The organism is Bacillus sp. AR13-1, from assembly GCF_008042285.1.
GTDB classification, from domain to species: Bacteria; Bacillota; Bacilli; order Bacillales; family Bacillaceae_G; genus Bacillus_A; species Bacillus_A mycoides.
This window is the reverse complement of record NZ_QNUA01000025.1, coordinates 1-18,249: the sequence shown is the minus strand read 5'-3', so window position 1 is coordinate 18,249 and position 18,249 is coordinate 1. Positions and strand designations below refer to the sequence as shown.

At 34.6% G+C, this 18,249-nt stretch carries 18 protein-coding genes; 12 read left to right on the top strand and 6 right to left on the bottom strand.

What is annotated here, in order from left to right:
- Window positions 1-3: 3 nt before the first annotated feature.
- Window positions 4-1,158 carry a VanZ family protein gene (locus tag DN408_RS18895; RefSeq protein WP_002125268.1) on the bottom strand — a complete coding sequence of 385 codons (1,155 nt, stop codon included), beginning with the start codon at window positions 1,156-1,158 and terminating at the stop codon, window positions 4-6.
- 171 nt (window positions 1,159-1,329) lie between these two features.
- Between DN408_RS18895 and DN408_RS18890 the strand changes: the two genes are divergently transcribed.
- A complete protein-coding gene (locus tag DN408_RS18890) occupies window positions 1,330-1,533 on the top strand; it encodes a hypothetical protein (RefSeq protein ID WP_002125270.1) in 204 nt (67 codons plus the stop codon).
- Window positions 1,534-1,551: 18 nt separating this feature from the next.
- Complete coding sequence (locus DN408_RS32105; protein ID WP_002186962.1) at window positions 1,552-1,680, top strand: hypothetical protein; 129 nt, start codon at window positions 1,552-1,554, stop codon at window positions 1,678-1,680.
- Between the two features lie 45 nt (window positions 1,681-1,725).
- Here the strand turns inward: DN408_RS32105 and DN408_RS18885 are convergent, their stop codons facing one another.
- A complete protein-coding gene (locus DN408_RS18885; protein ID WP_002010553.1) occupies window positions 1,726-2,538 on the bottom strand; it encodes an undecaprenyl-diphosphate phosphatase in 813 nt (270 codons plus the stop codon).
- Window positions 2,539-2,670: 132 nt separating this feature from the next.
- Window positions 2,671-3,351, bottom strand: coding sequence for a methyl-accepting chemotaxis protein (locus DN408_RS32525; protein ID WP_438263248.1), 681 nt, complete (start codon window positions 3,349-3,351; stop codon window positions 2,671-2,673).
- Between the two features lie 483 nt (window positions 3,352-3,834).
- Between DN408_RS32525 and DN408_RS18875 the strand changes: the two genes are divergently transcribed.
- The 5 genes from DN408_RS18875 (at window position 3,835) to DN408_RS18855 (ending at window position 7,918) form a co-directional block, all read left to right on the top strand.
- Window positions 3,835-5,106 (top strand): 3D domain-containing protein, encoded by a 1,272-nt coding sequence (locus tag DN408_RS18875; RefSeq protein ID WP_033731016.1) that lies wholly within the window; start codon window positions 3,835-3,837, stop codon window positions 5,104-5,106.
- Between the two features lie 112 nt (window positions 5,107-5,218).
- Window positions 5,219-5,437 (top strand): helix-turn-helix transcriptional regulator, encoded by a 219-nt coding sequence (locus tag DN408_RS18870; protein ID WP_002167109.1) that lies wholly within the window; start codon window positions 5,219-5,221, stop codon window positions 5,435-5,437.
- Complete coding sequence (locus DN408_RS18865; protein WP_002090909.1) at window positions 5,430-5,903, top strand: DUF2178 domain-containing protein; 474 nt, start codon at window positions 5,430-5,432, stop codon at window positions 5,901-5,903. The genes DN408_RS18870 and DN408_RS18865 overlap by 8 nt, the downstream gene beginning before the upstream one ends.
- 115 nt (window positions 5,904-6,018) lie before the next feature.
- Window positions 6,019-6,651 carry a class A sortase gene (locus DN408_RS18860; protein WP_002186970.1) on the top strand — a complete coding sequence of 211 codons (633 nt, stop codon included), beginning with the start codon at window positions 6,019-6,021 and terminating at the stop codon, window positions 6,649-6,651.
- A 145-nt stretch (window positions 6,652-6,796) separates the two neighbouring features.
- A complete protein-coding gene (locus DN408_RS18855) occupies window positions 6,797-7,918 on the top strand; it encodes a YHYH domain-containing protein (protein ID WP_078178016.1) in 1,122 nt (373 codons plus the stop codon).
- 30 nt (window positions 7,919-7,948) lie between these two features.
- Here the strand turns inward: DN408_RS18855 and DN408_RS18850 are convergent, their stop codons facing one another.
- The gene (locus DN408_RS18850) at window positions 7,949-9,334 is read right to left on the bottom strand and encodes a peptide MFS transporter (protein ID WP_003187245.1); all 1,386 of its coding nucleotides are present in this window, start codon (window positions 9,332-9,334) and stop codon (window positions 7,949-7,951) included.
- Between the two features lie 253 nt (window positions 9,335-9,587).
- Here DN408_RS18850 and brnQ1 point away from each other — a divergent pair, with 253 nt between their 5' ends.
- Together brnQ1 and DN408_RS18840 are read left to right on the top strand one after the other, a co-directional pair.
- Entirely contained in the window at window positions 9,588-10,889 is a 1,302-nt protein-coding gene (gene brnQ1 / locus DN408_RS18845; RefSeq protein WP_407707277.1) for a branched-chain amino acid transport system II carrier protein BrnQ1, read from the top strand.
- A gap of 134 nt (window positions 10,890-11,023) precedes the next feature.
- Complete coding sequence (locus tag DN408_RS18840; protein ID WP_078178015.1) at window positions 11,024-12,745, top strand: DUF2339 domain-containing protein; 1,722 nt, start codon at window positions 11,024-11,026, stop codon at window positions 12,743-12,745.
- 35 nt (window positions 12,746-12,780) lie between these two features.
- Here DN408_RS18840 and DN408_RS18835 read toward each other — a convergent pair whose 3' ends face one another.
- Window positions 12,781-14,328, bottom strand: a complete 1,548-nt coding sequence (locus DN408_RS18835) for a DNA-binding protein (RefSeq protein WP_033731021.1) — start codon at window positions 14,326-14,328, stop codon at window positions 12,781-12,783.
- Window positions 14,329-14,509: 181 nt separating this feature from the next.
- Entirely contained in the window at window positions 14,510-15,901 is a 1,392-nt protein-coding gene (locus DN408_RS18830) for an amino acid permease (RefSeq protein WP_002125290.1), read from the bottom strand.
- Between the two features lie 265 nt (window positions 15,902-16,166).
- On the opposite strand from DN408_RS18830, the gene DN408_RS18825 reads away from it, so the two are divergent.
- The 3 genes from DN408_RS18825 to DN408_RS18815 all read left to right on the top strand — a co-directional run bounded on the left by DN408_RS18825 (window position 16,167) and on the right by DN408_RS18815 (window position 18,238).
- Window positions 16,167-17,459 carry an NCS2 family permease gene (locus DN408_RS18825; protein ID WP_078178014.1) on the top strand — a complete coding sequence of 431 codons (1,293 nt, stop codon included), beginning with the start codon at window positions 16,167-16,169 and terminating at the stop codon, window positions 17,457-17,459.
- Window positions 17,460-17,598: 139 nt separating this feature from the next.
- On the top strand, window positions 17,599-17,799 hold the full coding sequence (locus tag DN408_RS18820) for a helix-turn-helix transcriptional regulator (RefSeq protein WP_000301182.1): 201 nt from the start codon (window positions 17,599-17,601) through the stop codon (window positions 17,797-17,799).
- Window positions 17,800-17,803: 4 nt separating this feature from the next.
- Window positions 17,804-18,238 (top strand): hypothetical protein, encoded by a 435-nt coding sequence (locus tag DN408_RS18815; protein WP_002125294.1) that lies wholly within the window; start codon window positions 17,804-17,806, stop codon window positions 18,236-18,238.
- The last annotated feature ends 11 nt before the right edge of the window (window positions 18,239-18,249 follow it).

Here is an 18,249-nt window from a genome sequence, read left to right as displayed (position 1 = left end):
AAATTAGTATTTGTCAGCTTTTTTAAGTGTAATTGCATTTCTTGTATGACTAATACGCTCGTAAAATAGTAATTTATCACTGCTAAATACATGTAATAAAACATGAATAATAAATAGCCCGTTAATTACAAATTGGAATAACAGTATAACTAGTAATACTAAAGGCTCTGTATGATTTAAAATAGAGCTACTAGAAAGAATGTAATTGATTCCACCTAAAATGAAATAGAATATACCGTAACGAATGAATAATTCTTTTAGTGTAATACGCTCTGCTTGTCCTTTAATGTAAATACGAAGCAACGCTTTCCCTATTGTTCTTCCATTTGTAAAATATGGGATGATAATAAAGTAAATTAAGATTGAACATGTAATGAAAAGGAGTTCGTATACATTTGTGTAAGATTGGATATTAGAAATGAAGAAAGAATTTCCTTTGTTTTTAATGACAGGTACAACGATAGATAAGAAAATCCAATCAATTTGCATCGCGATAAGGCGACGAACGAATCCGACTGGTTTCGTTTCCAAATCAATACGACTATCTAACTCGTTTGCTTTCGGAAGGAAGTACGTAAATATTGGTGCAATGATAAAACCAATTACGCCACCTAGTGTATTTAAAAACAAATCATCGATATCAAATAAGCGATATGCACAATTATAAATACCATATAGTCCAGTCACTTGTGTTAGCTCGAAAAATAGTGAAAGACAAAAAGAAATACAAATAGTCTGTAAGAAACTACGTCGGAAATAATAACGTAAGTAAATACCAAATGGAACGGTTAATAGAACGTTAAATGCAACTTGTAAAAATGCAGATTCTTTTAATAAGTAGAAATAAGTAGCTGGTTTCGTTAAAATTGCTGATGTATGATTACCAATCTCTTGTATGAAATAAAATGGTGAGAGTTGCATGTGCTGTGTATTAGCCGGTTGTAGGCTACAAGTATCATACGTTTGTGGTAATGGCAAAATAACAAGAAAATAGGCATTTAATAAGTAGAGTAATAATGAGTATAAAATAAATGAGCGCCATTTATTTAAATAACCGTATTTTCGATAATTAAATATTAAAAAAGGAATTAAGAGAAACATTGCTAAAATAGGAAATAAAATAAATGCTGTTTTTACTGGAAATAAATATGCAGTCAAAATGAAGCTCCTTTCAATGAAAATTCGTTTATCATTATAGCGCTAAAAGGAGTTTAAAACAAAGTTAAAATATTTCGAAATAGAAAGAATTACAAATTTTATCGGAATTAAGTTATACTAAATCTAATATAAGGATATTGTGATTATATAAGTTGAGAGAGGGTACTAGATATGCAATATGAGCTTTTTTCGGTAAGCGGGGATCATATTACAACTTTTGAAAGCACATGGCGTTTTCAAGAGGGGGAACAGATTTTTGTTCATGATGATAATACAAAACGAAATTTTATTATTATTCGCTTAACACATGATTTATTTCAAAAAAATTCACATGCTATTCGCTTGTATTGTCAGGAAAAGAAAGTTTATGCATAAGGAAAAACCACTTACTGTATGAGGGCAGTAAGTGGTTTTTTATCCCGCTATTTGTGGGCAGTAAAACTCCCACCTCAAAATTCAGGTGGAGCAAAGAAGTTAGGTGGGAGCCCTGCTGCCGGTAAAAGCCCGATTGGTGAGGGCTAATAATCAGGAGGGATGAACAAAACCCCCACTGATTAAAGTTTCATTTTATAAGAAAATGATAGTTAGCACACCTACGATAATACAGTAGAAAGAGAAGTATTTTAAATTTCCTTTTGCCATAATGTTCATAAACCATTTTAATGAAATATATGTCATGACAAATGTTGCGATGAAAGCAACAATATAAGGTACAAATAATGTATCTAAATTTGGATCGTTTGCAATGTCTGTAATACTTAACAATAAACCACCTAAGCTAACAGGAATGTATAGTAAGAATGAGAAGCGAAGAGCTGTTTCTTGCTTCATACCAAGTAACATTGCTGCCACGATTGTAGCACCTGATCTGCTTATACCAGGAATTAGTGCGCAAGCTTGTGCTAGACCAATAATGATTGCATCTTTCATAGAAAGGTCACCATCATTTTTACGTCCACGCAAGTTTCGAATAATCCAAAGGCCGATAGCAGTAATAAGAAGGGAAATCCCAACCATTTTAACACCTTTTAAATAGTGGTCGATATAATCTTTAAATAAAACTCCAATTACACCTGCTGGAATGGTTGCAATAACAAGGTAAATAATAAAGAAGAAATCTGATTTTGCATCTTCTGCTCTTGTGAATATATAAGATAGACCATTCTTTGTTAGACGAATTAAATCATTTCTATAAATAAGTAATACAGCTAATAATGAAGCTGAATTAACAAGTAGCTCAAAGCTAAACCCTTCTATTTTTAGTCCTAGCAAATGCTGTGCTAAAACGAGGTGACCGCTTGAAGAAATCGGAATTGGCTCTGTTAGCCCTTGGAACAGACCAAGAATTAAATATTTTAAAATGTAGTAAAATTGTTCCATAATAACCTCCTTGTTTATTAGTCGAAAGAAACAACTTTTCCATTATAGCAAAAGAGAGGATGAATATTGAGAAGAAATAAATATTCGAAATATAATAAAAATCCCTTATACCGGTATAAGGGATTTTTATTATTAATGAGAAGCTACTGTTTCTTGAAGACTTTTTGATAATTGAACATCGACTTTTTCAGCATCATGAATATGATTCATAATAGTAGTATTTAATTTTTGGAACATTTGCTGTGTATTTGCAAATTCTCGTAATATATCATCATTACAAGATTTTTGGTTTTCGATAGCTTTAATAACATTTGTAGCGCCACTTTGTAATGTTTGAATCATTATTAAAATATTTTCAATTCTAGCGTTAGTATCGGCGCTCATTTCTACACCTTCATCAACTAAATGTAAATTATCTTTTGTATTTTCGTACGCTTTTTCAATTTCCTCTTGGATTTTTTTCGTTAAATTGCCAATGTTTTTTGTACTCTCCGCTGTGCTTTCTGCTAGTTTTCTTACTTCATTGGCAACAACAGCGAATCCTTTTCCATGCTCTCCAGCACGTGCAGCTTCAATACTTGCATTTAACGCTAATAAATTTGTTTGCGCAGCAATGTTTTGAATTACTTCTACGATTTGCTCGATTTCTTTTGAGCGTTCACTTAAATGATTCATACTATTAGACGTGCGCTGAGATTGTTCACCTAATTTATTAATTACAATAAGTAAACGGTGAACAGATTCTTTTCCTTCATTAGAGCAATCGATAATTTCTTCAATAGACTGAATTAAGCTTTGTTCTTTTTGTAACATTTCACTATTTAATTCATTGGAATGTGTCGTACGTGTTGAAACATTTTCAAAACATGAGTTTAAATGTTGAATTAAATTTTGGAGTGTATGGTGCTGGTTATTTACAAGTTGATGCTCTTGAACAACGCTTTGTACACGGTCGTGGATAGAAGAAATAGTCTCTTGGCTTTCAATATCTTTTTGTTTTAATTCTGTTTCTAGCTCTTGTATACGATTTTCTAATTGATCAATTTTATGTTGGAGTGCTTTCTTTTGAGTAAACATGTATTTATCTCAACCGCCTTTAGAAGTTATATTTTCTCTATATTTGGATTTTAGCATCTTTTATAATTTTTAAATATAGGAATTGTTAAATATTTAAGAATCTATTACATTTTGTTCACAATTCTCTTTTTTTGTCATGAAAAATAAACTGTATTTAATGGTTCTGTAAACAAACTGTAAAATAAATCATGTATAACTGTATAAGAAGGGAGTCGGATTATGAACTATTTTAAGCGAATCAGTAGTCTAGTATTAGCAGGAATTATCGTTCTTTCTAGTACAGTCGCTGTAAAAGCAGAGTCAAACGACGAGAAACTTAACAACATGCAACAGCAATTGCAGCAAAACGATGCAGATATGCAGAAGAAAGAGCAAGAGAAGCAAGCTGTTAGTAAAGAAATTCAAGGTATCGAAAATGAACTACATAATTTAAATAATACAATTGCAAAAAATAAAGAGGATCAAGCTGCTATTCAACGTAAAATCGATGAAACACATAAGCAGATTGAACAAAAAAAGAACGAAATTGTCGTTTTAGAAGATAAAGTCCTTGCTCGTAAGGATATTATGAAAAAACGTATGGTTTCTGTTCAAAATAGCTCAAATACGAGTTTAGTAGTAGAAGTTGTTGTAGAATCAAAAAACTTTGCAGATTTCATACAACGTATGAACGCAGTTACGACTATTCTAGAAGCAGATAAAGAAATTTTACGTCTACAAGAACAAGATCTTCGTCAAATTGAAGAAGATAAAAAAGAGATTGATGAAAAAGAAGCATCTTTAGTAGTAGATAAACAAAAATTAGCAAAAGCACAAGCTGATTTGCAAGATAACTTGAAAAAACGTCAAGATAACTTACAAACAGTTCAAGCTAAATATAATCAGGTTGCAAGCCAACTTAATTTAGCAGCAGAAGAAAAGGCTAAAATTGAATCAAATATGAAGGCAGTACAAGAAACAATCGCTCGTGAACAAGAAGCAGCAAGAATTGCAGCGGAAGAGCGTGCAAAAGCGGAAGCAGCTGCAAAGGCTGAGCAAGAAGCTTTAGCGAAAGCGCAAGCGGAAGTTGCTGAAAAGCAAAAGCAAGAAAAAGCTAATAAACCAGCTGAACCAGTTGCTAATAATAGTTCGAAAGTAGAGCCTGAACAGCCTAAAGTAACTGCTGGCGGAAAAGAAATGTATGTACACGCAACAGCTTATACAGCAGATCCATCTGAAAATGGTTATGCAGCAGGTCAACAAGTATATTCTGCATGGGGACCGGGTGATAAGCCTTATAACTTAACTGCAAACCCAGGAATGAAATTAATTGCGGTGGATCCATCTGTTATTCCATTAGGATCTACTGTAAATGTTGAAGGCTATGGAATTGCAATTGCAGCAGATACTGGTGGCGCGATTAAAGGTCACAAAATCGATGTTTTAATGCCGGATAAAGCTTCGTCTAGTAATTGGGGCAGAAAAAATGTTAAAGTTACAATTTTAAACTAAAACGTAATCCAACTTTACAAAACGTAAAGTTGGATTTTTTTATAAAAATAATGTTAAGTTGAGTTTACATTTTGTTAAGGATATCATACAATAATAGTGAGAGGTGGTAAATTTGACCATTTTAAATAGAGTGAAGGAATTAAGAGCTCGTTTTAATTTTACACAAAGTGTATTAGCGGAAAAAGTCGGAGTGACGAGACAAACAATTGCAGCAATTGAAAAAGGGGATTACGTTCCTTCATTATTACTAGCATTGACGATTTGTGATGTATTCGAGTTAAAGATGGAAGATGTATTTGTTTTAAATAAGGAGGGGGAAGAGGATGAATAGAATTGGGGTTTCTTATATCGTAAACGTGCTTTATACTGCGCTAGCCTGCTGGACATTTGTTGAATTTTATAGTGTTATTACAGAGTTAGCAGATATAATTAAAAACGAGAAGTTCCCATTTGAAGTATGGTTTAATGGAGCACCATTCATTTTATTATTTATTGGAGCTATTATAGTTACAATTTTTTATAGAATTCAAAAGAAAAAATACAAGAATTTATCTTTTTGGATGTATCCATTATTATTTCCACTAGAAGATGAACGTGAAAAAGCGATTACGGATAAAGCCTGTCGAACAACTTTTGTTTCGTTATGGTATGTGTTACCTTGTGCAGTCGGGTTTTTAACTTTTTCGCCTATTATTAATGACTATCTTCCTGGGTACCCACTGTATATTATATTCTCTATTTTCTTTATTCAAATGACGGTCTTTCACGTATCCCTATACAGAAATAAGTTAGTTTAAAAGAAACCTTCTTGCATAAGCAAGAAGGTTTCTTTTCAGCTTACACTTGTACATACAGCAATATTATCTTATCATTTTATATAGAGTAAGATTTTGTAACGGAAAGGAATTGTATATGAATAAGCAAAGAATTTATAGTATAGTAGCAATCCTTCTATTTGTTGTAGGTGGTGTATTAATCGGAAAGCCATTTTATGATGGATATAATGCAGAGAAGAAGCAGACAGCGAATGTACAAGCTGTTCAAAAGATGGAATATGAAAAGCATGATACAGAATTTGTAGATGCTTCAAAAATTAATCAACCAGACTTGGCAGAAGTAGCGAGTGCATCGTTAGATAAAAAACAAGTAATCGGTCGTATTTCAATTCCGAGCATCTCATTAGAACTTCCTGTTTTAAAAGCGTCGACTGAAAAGAATTTATTATCAGGTGCGGCAACTGTAAGAGAAAATCAAGTAATGGGACAAGGGAATTATGCACTTGCAGGGCATAATATGTCAAAAAAAGGTGTTTTATTTAGTGATGTATCAACTTTAAAGAAGAACGATAAAATTTATTTGTATGACAATGCAAATGAGTATGAGTATACTGTTACCGGTGTATCTGAAGTGACTCCTGATAAATGGGAAGTTGTAGAGGATCATGGGAAAGATGAGATAACACTTATTACATGTGTATCTGTTAAGGATAATTCTAAGCGTTTTGTTATTACGGGTGATTTAGTAGGAACAAAGGCTAAGAAATAAAGAAAAAAGAAGGTTCACTCTTTAAAGAGTGAACCTTCTTTTTTTATCCAATGTTGAGAAATAAAAGAATATTTCAGTTGGTATTTAAATATTTTTCTATTTTTATATAATAAAGTAATGATTCTAGATTTTGGGAGGAACAAAAGTGAAACAGCAAGTAAAAAAACTTCTTTTAACAACAAGTGTAGCGTTATTGGTAGCGCCAATTTCTGCTTATGCACATCCAGGACGTACAGATGCTAATGGTGGACATACGTGTCGTACAAATTGTGAAAAATGGGGATTGCAGTACGGGGAATATCATTATCACAATAAACCAGCTTCTAATAGTGGTACAACGAGTCCAGCTCCTAGCCAAAATAATAATGGTGCTGTAGAAGCAGAGAAACAAGCAGAAGCACAGCGTAAGGCTGAGGCAGAGAAACAAAGAGCTGCAGAAGAACAACGTAAAGCAGAAGAAGAGAGACAACGTGCTGCAGAAGAACAGCGCAAAGTAGAGGAAGAGAGACAGCGTGCTGCAGAAGAACAACGTAAAGCAGAAGAAGCACGTAAGGCAGAGGAAGCGCAGCGTAAAGCTGAGGCTGAAAAGGGACAAGCTGAAGGTCAAAAAAGTGGAGAGACAGATTTTAAAGCAGGAAAGAATAATGCAGAAGGACATGTAGCTGGAAAGTCAGACGCATATAAACAAGCATTTACAACTGCGTATGCTGCGGCATGGTCTTTAGAAGAACAGAAAAAAGCACATTTTGAAAAAGGTAAAGAGCAAGGGTTAACACAAGAAGCAATGGACGATAGTCAAATTACTCCTGAGTTTAAGGGGAACTTTGCAGAAGGTTTCCAAGTAGGGAATAAAGAGAGAACAGCAAAAATTGAAAAAGAACAAGCAGAACTCGGTGAAAAGGCTGGTAAAGAATTAGCTGAAAAGAAACCTGGAAATACTGAAAAGGATACATATGTGAAAGTATATGAAACCGCGTATGAAAAGGGATATAAGTCTGCTAAAAAGGCAGCGGAAAAAGCTGGATATACATATGCATTTGAAAACTACGACTTAAAAGTTCCTGCTAAGTATGAAAAGAATGAAACATTAAAGAAATGGTTTACTGAAGGATTTAAATCAAATAAAAAGGCAGCGGAAATTCGAGAAGAAGGATATAAAAAAGGAGACAGCTGGCTTTCGTTCTTCTATAAGAGTTTCGTGCCAAGTGAATATAAAGAACATAAAGGCTTGTATGAACAAGCAATAGAAAAGGGAAAGAAAGCGTAAAAAAAGATGAGGAATTTTCCTCATCTTTTTTTAATCCATCCATTTCACTAATTTCTTAGAAATTGATAATAAAACACAACCTAAAACGATCGCCACAGCGCCAATAACTGTGAATACTTCAGCATATCCAAGTGAAGTTGTGAAGCTTGCAAGCTGTCCGCCTAAAATATTAGCAATACCTGAGCTTGCTAACCATACGCCCATTAATAAAGAGGCTAGTTTTACTGGAGCGAGAGCACTAACCATTGATAGCCCGACAGGTGATAAGAATAGCTCACCTAACGTATGGAAAAGATACGTAAAGACGATAAATAGTAAGTTTGCTTTTTCTGTAATGTTATGTTCGTCACTGCCTGTTTTTAATGTAGCGATAACAAGAACAATATAACCGATACCGAGTAAGATCATACCAAGTCCCATTTTTGTTGGGATTTTCATGTCACCATTTTTTCTAGTTGCCAGTTTCGCCCATAATGCTGAAATAGCTGGTGCAAGTAAAATAATAAATAACGGATTGACCGATTGGAACCAAGATGTTGGAACTTCCCATCCGAACACAGAGCGGTCTACAAATTTGTTTGTATATAATGTTAACGAACTACCAGCTTGTTCAAATCCAGCCCAGAAGAAGACAACAAAGCATGTTAAAATGACGATAACTGTTGTACGTTGTTTTTCTTTTTTTGTTAACGGTGTATTTCCTATTGTTTGTTGTCCAGCATCCGTTTGCAAATCGCGAGTTGGTTTTTTACCGATATCACCAAGGAAGCGATTTGATAGTGTTGTAAATAAAATTTGTCCAATGATCATTCCGATTGAAGCGGCTAAGAAACCGTAACGGAATCCGAAATGAACAACACCGTCCACTGTTGTTTTAAATAAATTTTCTGATAAAAACCCGCAAACGAGTGGAGCTAAAAATGAACCGACGTTAATACCCATATAGAAAATTGTAAATGCACTATCACGTTTTGGATCGTGCTCTTCGTATAATTCTCCAACAAGTGTAGAGATATTCGGTTTGAAGAATCCATTACCGATAATAATAAGCGCTAATCCGAGGTATAGACCGACTTGGTTTTGCAAGGCAAATAGTGTAAGGTTACCGATTGCCATTGTTATACCACCAATTGTGATGGCTTTTCGTTTGCCTAGAAAACGGTCCGTTAAGTATCCACCGATCAATGGTGTGAAATAACAAGCACCAGTATAAAATCCGTAAATAGAGAGTGCCCAAGCGGGACTAAACCCAAGACCACCACTTACTAAAGCTGTTGTTAAATATAATGTTAATAATCCTCGTAATCCATAGTAACTAAATCTTTCCCACATTTCTGTAAAGAAGAGTAAGTATAAACCTGGAGGATGTTTCTTTTTTCTTTGTTGTTCTCTTTCTAGTTGTATCGCTGATTCCATAATATTTTCCTCCTGACACAAGCAAAAAACAAAGTTAATAGTATTGTATGATTAATATTTTACTTTATTAACTATTATAAGTCAATAAAGGTTGATTTTTCAGAAGAAATTTGAAAAGGGAAATAGCTATAGAATGGGTGTTTCTTTTGTGATAGACTATGGACTATGTTTTCTTTGTAAGGAAGCGGATTACCGCATTTTTTTATTTGTGGAATTGATTTCATGTAAGGTGAAATTGAAGAAGGAGAAAGAAATGAAATTGTTACAGAAAAAAGAAATTTTGCTTATTAGTCTTATGTTATTCTCTATGTTCTTTGGGGCCGGAAATCTTATATTTCCACCTTTCCTTGGATATGAAGCAGGAGAACATGTATGGATTGCATTGTTAGGTTTTATTATATCAGCAACAGGGCTTCCTATATTAGGTGTTATCGCTATTGCGAAAGCAGGGAGTTTTCAAACGTTAGCGGGCAGGGTTCATTCTTCATTTGCAATTATTTTTCCGTGTATTGTGTACTTATTTATTGGACCAGGTCTTGGTATACCACGTGCAGGAAGTTTAGCTTTTGAAATGGGGCCAGGCCAGTTGTTCCCAGAAGCGGGTAGCGTAGTTTTGTTATTGTACACGGCTATTTTCTTTAGTATTGTTTACTGGTTAAGTTTATCACCGTCTAAATTAATGGGCTTGTTTGGAAAGGTGTTAACGCCTTTATTATTATGTATGATTGCTATTATATTTATAAAAAGTATGTTTACATCAGTAGGCGGTGTGAAAGAGCCTTCAGGAAATTATGGACAAGCTCCTATGTTCCAAGGGTTTTTAGATGGATATTTAACGATGGATGCGTTAGCAGCTTTAATATTTGGGATTGTTATTGCAAATGCTCTGCGTGCAAAAGGTGTAGCGGATGATAAAGGTTTAGCAAAATATATGAGTATTGCTGGTATTGGAGCAGGGCTTTTATTATCTATTATTTATGTCATTCTTGGATATGTTGGTTCAATTAGTGGTTCATTGGGTACATTTGATAACGGTGCGAAAGTGTTAGCACAAGTTATGATTACATTATTTGGACAAGGTGGGTTAGTTTTATTAGGTCTTATTTTTACTGTCGCTTGTCTATGCGTTTCCATCGGACTTGTTACGTCTTGTAGTCAATTTTTCACAAGTGTATTTCCGAAAGTATCTTATAAAGTTTGGGCATTTATATTAAGTTTTGTTAGTATGGTTTTAGCTAATTTAGGATTAACGCAAATTTTAAAAGTATCGGTACCGATTCTTGGATTTATTTATCCAGTTGCACTAACGCTTATTATTTTAGGGTTATTCCATAAGTATATTGGAAAGTATGTATACGTATATTCGGTAACGATTGGACTCGTAGCGGTATTTAGTGCGATTGATATTTTAAACAAAAGTGTATTGATGAATAAATGGACACCACTACTAAAAATGCTTCCGTTTTATTCAGAAGGTGTAGGTTGGATTGTTCCGGCATTTGTAGGTGTCTGCCTCGGTGTAATTGTTAGTATTGCTATAAATAAGAATAAATAAGTAAGAGGTGTTTTCCTATTTCGGAAAACACCTTTCTTTTTTTGGAAAAATAGTATTGAAAATGAATAGACTAAGAGTATGATAAAGATAATTGGTAATATATAGGTTTTACATGAATGATGAGGGGGGAGCATATGAAGGAGGATTTGAATAAGAAAATAGAAGCACTCGAAACGGCAATTGAAACGATGCAAGAGGCACTTTATGAATTGAAAGCGAAACAAAGAAAAATAGAAGTAGATAAAGTTCAACAAAATGTTAATAAGGAAAAGAAAGAATATATTGAAGCGGTAAGTAATGAAAAGTTACAAGAAGATGTAGTTAAGACGAGGAAGTCCATGCAAGAGCCAGAGGTGAAACAAGTAGATATATCTGCATTTAAACCAGAACCATTTAATATTATAAAGTTTTGTCAAACGTGGTTACCACGCATATTTGTCGGTATTATGCTACTTGGCGTTATTTGGTTATTTAAAGCAGGGGTAGATGCTGGCTTATTAACACCAGCGATACGAGTTGTGTTTGGTATAGTACTATCTGCCGGTTTGTATTACGTAGGAGATATACAAATTAAAAGAGAGCGGCAAGCGTTAGGGTTAGTATTAGCTGGAGGAAGTATTACGGGAATTGTTTTAACAACGTTTGCGGCACATTATTTATATGAGTTTATTCCTGCAAGTATTGCGTTTGTTTGCAACATTATATGGGTTGTTTTAGGGATTTATTTAGCGAAAAGATATAGATCGGAATATCTCGCTATTTTCGTGGCGGTGGGAGCATTTTTTGTTCCTTTCTTGTTAAATAGTACGACTCCTAATACGTATATTTTCTTTAGTTATGAGACGATATTAACAATTAGTCTATTATGGTATGCATTGAGAAACCGTTATAAGTACTTGTATATGATTTCTTATGTTGTTGCGGCAATTGTCCTATTTGTCTTCTTTGTTGTTATGTCAATATTAGTAGAGAATGTGCAAGTACAGTTAACAGTTGTATACGGTGCAATTCATTTACTATTATTTTGGCATATGTTTTCGGAGAGAAGGTTTATACAAGAAGCACGATTGGCGATATTTAGTGCGAATGCAGTTTTCTTTATTTTAGCCATTTCTCAAATTCCTGAATTTACAACGTGGGGATTAGTTATAAGTGCATTTGTGCATGCTGTTATGTTTGTACTTGAATATAGGAAGAATAAACATTCGGTATTTTCAAATCTAATATTTGGCTTTGCAATGGGATCATTTAGTTTAGCGATTTTATACGAGTATAGTTTGGTGAATGCAGCAATCGTATTATTGTTACAAGGTTTCCTCGGTATGGTTACTGCTATTAAAGTAAAGCAAAATATTAAGTTGTATGTAGGTGCAACGATTTATGCGATTGGAATGGTACAGACGATTTTTAGCCCGTTTGATGAGTTCATTTCAGCAGGGTTTGTCGCTCATATTATTTTAATAGGAACGTTCTATTATTGCATGAGACAAGCGAAAGAAGTGTTAGCGAGTTTTGGTAAATATGTGTACTCTATAGCGCTCTACTCGTTAATGGTAATTGTATTTATTACAATTACTAGAATCGGTGAAGTTCTTTCTACAGATGGAAGTATAATTAGCGTATCTGTATCGTTATTATGGATGGTATATGCGTTATTTGCAGTTTGGTTTGGCCGTTATAGACAGATGAACGAAATATTATATGCTGGCTTAGTCGTATTAGTAGTAACAGTAGGGAAGTTATTCCTTCTCGACTTACCAGAGGTGTCGATGATGATTAGGGCGGTGTTATTCTTAATCGTTGGTAGTATAGGTATCGTTATTTCAAGAATGTTTTTCTCAAAAGAAGAGAAGTGAGAAGAAGGCAATCCATATGTGGATTGCCTTTTTCATTATTTTTTATTAATCGTTACAGTTTCATTATATTTCGCTGTTGTGTTTTGACGTAGACGAAGTGTTGCCTGTCCAGTTGTATTTGGATCAAGTTGTACGTTCACAATTTTTTCAGCAGATCCTTGGTTATTTGTTATGAAAGAGAATGTACTGCTATATCCGAAAGAAGACGGCCAAGTGCCATTTGTATTTTGAACTTTTGCCACCTGTGTTCCGCCAGTTGTGAAGATACCTAAAGAATAATTATTGTATGTTGTATTTGGTAATAAGTTATTTACTTGAATCTTCATTTGGAACACTTCATTGTTTGGTAGAATGCTAGGGTGAGTAATTACGTAATCACTCGTTGTCACTGCGCCGTTATAGCCGTATGAACCTGGTTTGAAAGTATTGGTATTGAACCACTGGTAACCTTGACTTGGTGCGCTCCAAGGTTCTGGTTGTGGTTCTGTTGATAAGCTTGGTTGTTCAAATGTTTGTAGAGCTGTAGGTGCATCAAGCTGTAAACCACTCACTTGATCTAAGCTTGTAAATGTTTCTTGCTTCGCTAACCAATTCACGATGTTTTCTAATAGAACAGCATCGTTTTCTTCTTTATAACCATCATAAGTTTTCTTTGATTGACCTGAATCTTCGCGAACATATTTTGGCGTAGCATCTTCAACAGGAGAAGAATCACCAATAAAGGCTGCTTTTCCAAGGCCAACTTTCGAAATAGCAGCATAAGGCCCCTCTGCAACGCCACCACCGTTATAAACGCCGCTATCAACAGCGTTATTCCATTTTGATGGATTTTCTGGAAGATATACAAGGCCTTTCGCTAGTTTTGGATTTGTAATCGCAAGAGTAGAGCCGGCATGCATTGCTACAGATGAAACGCCAGTTGTAATTCCGAATGATTGCGCAGGTGAGACAATATTTTTAGCTGAAACATCACCAAGTGCATTGTAACGGAAGCGAATACCGAAATTATTGGATAGCCAATCAGAGCTTTCTACTCCTTGCATAGCTTGTGAAGTTGTTTCTTCATTAGACATTCCCTTTGCTGGATTATCCCATGCCCCGCGTCTATATCCATTGAACACTTCTGAGGAGTCCCAGCGGTTTTTATTACGATCTGCATTATAATGATCGGCAATGAAGAAAATACTGCCGCCATTTTTCACGTATTGTAACATTGCGTCTTGTTCAGATTTTTTGTAAGGAATATTTGCCTCTGGAACGATAAACACGTTGTAATTTTTTAAGTCGTCGTATGTAATAGGTGTTGATTTACGAAGTTCTTTTACATGATATCCGTTTTGGGCAATGCCGTTTCCGAAATCAGAAAAGCCGCCATCAATAACCCAGTCAGCTGTCCCGGCAGTTTGACCGTGCGTATTATCAAATAATACTTTCTTCCCATTGTTTTGATTTACAACCTTTGCAGCAATTTCAGGAGCTGGGTCTACAGAGCTTTCGGCATAAGTAGACGGTATGAACGAACTCCCCATACTAAGTGTAATTGCTGTTGCTAAAGAAAATGTAATCCATTTTTTATTCTTCATAGAAGAATCCCCCTAATAATAAATATATGTGCTTTAATAATGTAATTTATTTTTCTGAAAAAATAAAGACAGAAAACGTAAAAAATATTAAAAAATTGTAAAAATACCGTGAATTTTGTTGAGAAATATTTATATAGGCAATAAAAAATCCCTTCCAATTAATAAGGAAGGGATAGCTTGTTTAACTAATTTTTGAATTAGGTGTTTCATCGATCTTATGAAACCCTTTCATGTAATACACGATAGCTAAGCCGATAAGCCAAATTGGGCCAATGATTAATGCAATTCGTGTATCTTCTGAATACGCCATAATACCTAGTACAAGTGCGAGGAAGCCAAGTGAGAAGTAAGAGCTTAATGGATGTAAAGGCATTTTATACGTTAGCTTGTCTTTTTTCTCAGTTGGTAATCCTTTACGGAATTTAATTTGAGCGACTAATATTATACCCCAAGTCCAAATTGCCCCGAAAGTTGAAATACTAGTTAGCCATGTAAACACTTTTGCAGGAACGAGATAGTTTAATATAACGCCAACGAGTAAAACAATCGCAGTTGCTATAATACCTTGACTTGGAATGCCATTTTTATTTAAACGTCCAAATCGTTCAGGTGCTTTCTTTTGTTGTGCTAGTGTAAATAGCATACGCCCTGTACTAAATAAACCACCGTTACAAGAAGAAAGTGCAGCTGTTAATACAACAAAGTTAATAATACCTGCTGCTTTTGCAATGCCGATTTGTTGGAATGTTAATACGAATGGACTTCCTTTCTCGCCAAGTTCGTTCCATGGATAAATTGCCATCATAACGAATAATGCCCCGACGTAAAAGATTAGGATTCTCCAAAATACGTTATCGATAGCTTTTGCGAGTGTTTTCTTCGGGTTTTGAGCTTCACCAGCTGTAACACCAATTAGTTCAACGCCTAGATAAGCGAATAATACCATTTGTAAGGAAAGCAATAATCCAGAGAAGCCATTTGGGAACCAGCCCCCATGTTCCCAAAGATTTGAAATACCAGTTGCAACGCCGCCATTTCCAAATCCGAATAGAATAATACCAAAGCCAATCACTATCATACAGATAATTGTGACAATTTTAATGAGAGCAAACCAAAACTCAAGTTCTCCAAATACTTTTACTGATAAGAAGTTGAAAGCGCTCATTAATAATAGAGCGAGTAGTGCCCAAGTCCAGCGCGGGATATCTGGGAACCAGTACTGCATGTAAATTCCAGCCGCCGTAATTTCAGCCATACAAGTAACAACCCATAAGAACCAGTAGTTCCAACCAGTAATATAACCAGCAAGTGGGCCGATATAATCATTAGCATATTTACTAAAAGAGCCGGCAACCGGTTGTTCAATTGCCATTTCTCCGAGCGCTCGCATAATGAAAAAAATAACGAGTCCAGCGATCATATAACCTAGTAAGATGGAAGGACCAGCTAGTTTAATAGCAGAAGCAGATCCTAAAAATAGCCCAACGCCAATAGCCGAACCGAGTGACATTAAAGTAATATGTCGTTCTTTTAAACCTCGATTTAAAGTTCCAGATTTGTTTGTGTGCTGCATAAGAAGAATCCCCCTTGTAGAATGAGTTGCCTAAATATTTAACTATTTCAAATTATAAAACATTTATATCTGTTATGCTACAAAAATAATCAAAATGAACTGTACTACATCTGAACTTGTCAGACTTAAACTTAAAATTCTCACTATTAGAGAATATATTGACTCTTCTTTTTATTGATTGTTAAGATTAAGTATTATATTTTCTCACATACTAGTAAGAAAAGAATGTGTGATAATAATTCAGGTGTAGGAAGGGTACATAGCCATGTTTCAATTACAAAAATATAACACTTCTGTGAAGCAAGAGCTTTTAGCGGGCATCACAACTTTTTTTACATTTGCGTATATTCTTGTCATCAATCCGAAAATATTATCTGATGCAGGTGTACCATTTGATCAAGCGTTTACGGCAACTATTATTGCGACAGTTATTGGGACGCTATGTATGGCGTGTTTAGCTAATTATCCAATTGTTATTGCTCCAGCTATGGGGATGAATGCATATTTTGCTTATTCTGTCGTTCAACAGGCAGAGGGGATTACGTATGTCATTGCGTTTTCGGCAGTATTTGTAACAGGTATCATTTTTCTTTTATTATCTTTCACTTCATTTAGGCAAAAGCTAATTATCGCAATTCCTGACAGTTTAAAACATGCAATTGCAGGTGGAATTGGACTATTTATTGCTTTTATTGGATTACGTCTATCTGGAATTATCGTGGATCATTCATCTAACTTAGTTACGATTGGTGATTTTCATTCTCCAGCCGTTATTTTAACTTTAATTGGTTTAATTTTAGCGGCAGTATTAATGGTATTACGTGTGAGTGGTGCATTATTTATTAGTATGATTGTGACAGGAATTATCGCCTTCTTTACGGGGCAACTGAAGTTTGAGGATAAAATTGTAGCGATGCCTCATTTACCAGAGGGTATTATCGTTTCAAATCCAATCAATGCTTTTTCAGATGTAATTCAGTATGGATTATATGGTGTTGTATTTTCATTTTTACTTGTACTTTTATTTGATACGACAGGTGCATTACTCGGTTTAATTAAACAAGCTGGTTTAATTACAGATAATACAGAGAAACGTTTTGGCAAAGCGTTTATTGCAGATGCGATTGGCGGAACGACAGGTTCTATCTTCGGAACAAGCCCAACAGCAGCAACGATTGAATCGTCAGCTGGTATTGCTGCAGGTGGTAAAACTGGATTAACAGGTATTGTAGTTGTTGGTCTAACGATTATAACGGCATTTTTCAGCCCTGTTATCGCGTCTTTATCAAGTGTAGCTGCTATTACAGCTCCTTCATTAATTATTGTAGGTAGTTTAATGGCACAAAGCATTCGTGATATTAATTGGAATGAATTTGAAGATGCATTACCAGCATTTTTAATTTTCGTTGGTATTCCGTTAACGTCTAGTATTGCAAATGGAATTGCAATTGGATTTTTAGTGTATCCAGTATTAAAAATTGTGAAGGGGAAAGGGATGGAAGTACATCCGTTACTATATTTATTTACAATTTTATTTGGATGTCATTTATTCTTATAGTATAGAGATAGGAAAGGGGGCTTCTTATGAGAGGCTCCTTTTTTGTGTATAATAAAGTGAAAAAAACAAATCAATTACGTAAAATATAAATTACTTAATGGAATATATATGTTACAATAAAGGCAGAGGAGGAACATGAATGGCTGTAAGTAAAATAAAAGTCGCACGTGTTCAGTTAGATTTAACACAACAACAATTAGCAGAAAAAGTAGGCGTTACAAGGCAAACGATTAGTTTAATTGAGAAGGGGAAATACAACCCGTCTTTAGATTTATGTTTGAAAATTTGTTATGCGGTAGATAAAACATTGAATGATTTGTTTTGGGAGGAAAAGGAGTGATAGGGTGAAAATCGTGAAAGATGAACGTTTAATGATTGAGGGATTAAAACATATTAGATTGGCTTTCATCTTACAAAATGTCGTCATACTAGGCATTGTTTTTTACCGTTACGTCTTGCAAGGGGCAGGGTATGAAAGTGTTTCGGATTTATTAATGGTATTTATGGGCGGGATAATAGTTATTAACTTTTTAAACTTAAAAAATTCGGTGGAAGTGTATGAGCATACAGGTGGAGTATCGCGTAGTTATTTCATGAAACTATTATTAATTCCAGTAGGGATTGTTATTGGACTGTTAGCTATTTGTATCATTGTAACACCAGGTATTTCGATAAAGGAAATTAGTATAACAGGACTTATTATCTTTGTTTGCTTTTTAATTCCTAGTTTGTTTATATACATATATATGAAAAAAATAAAAAGTGAAAATGAAATATAAGAAAAGCTTTC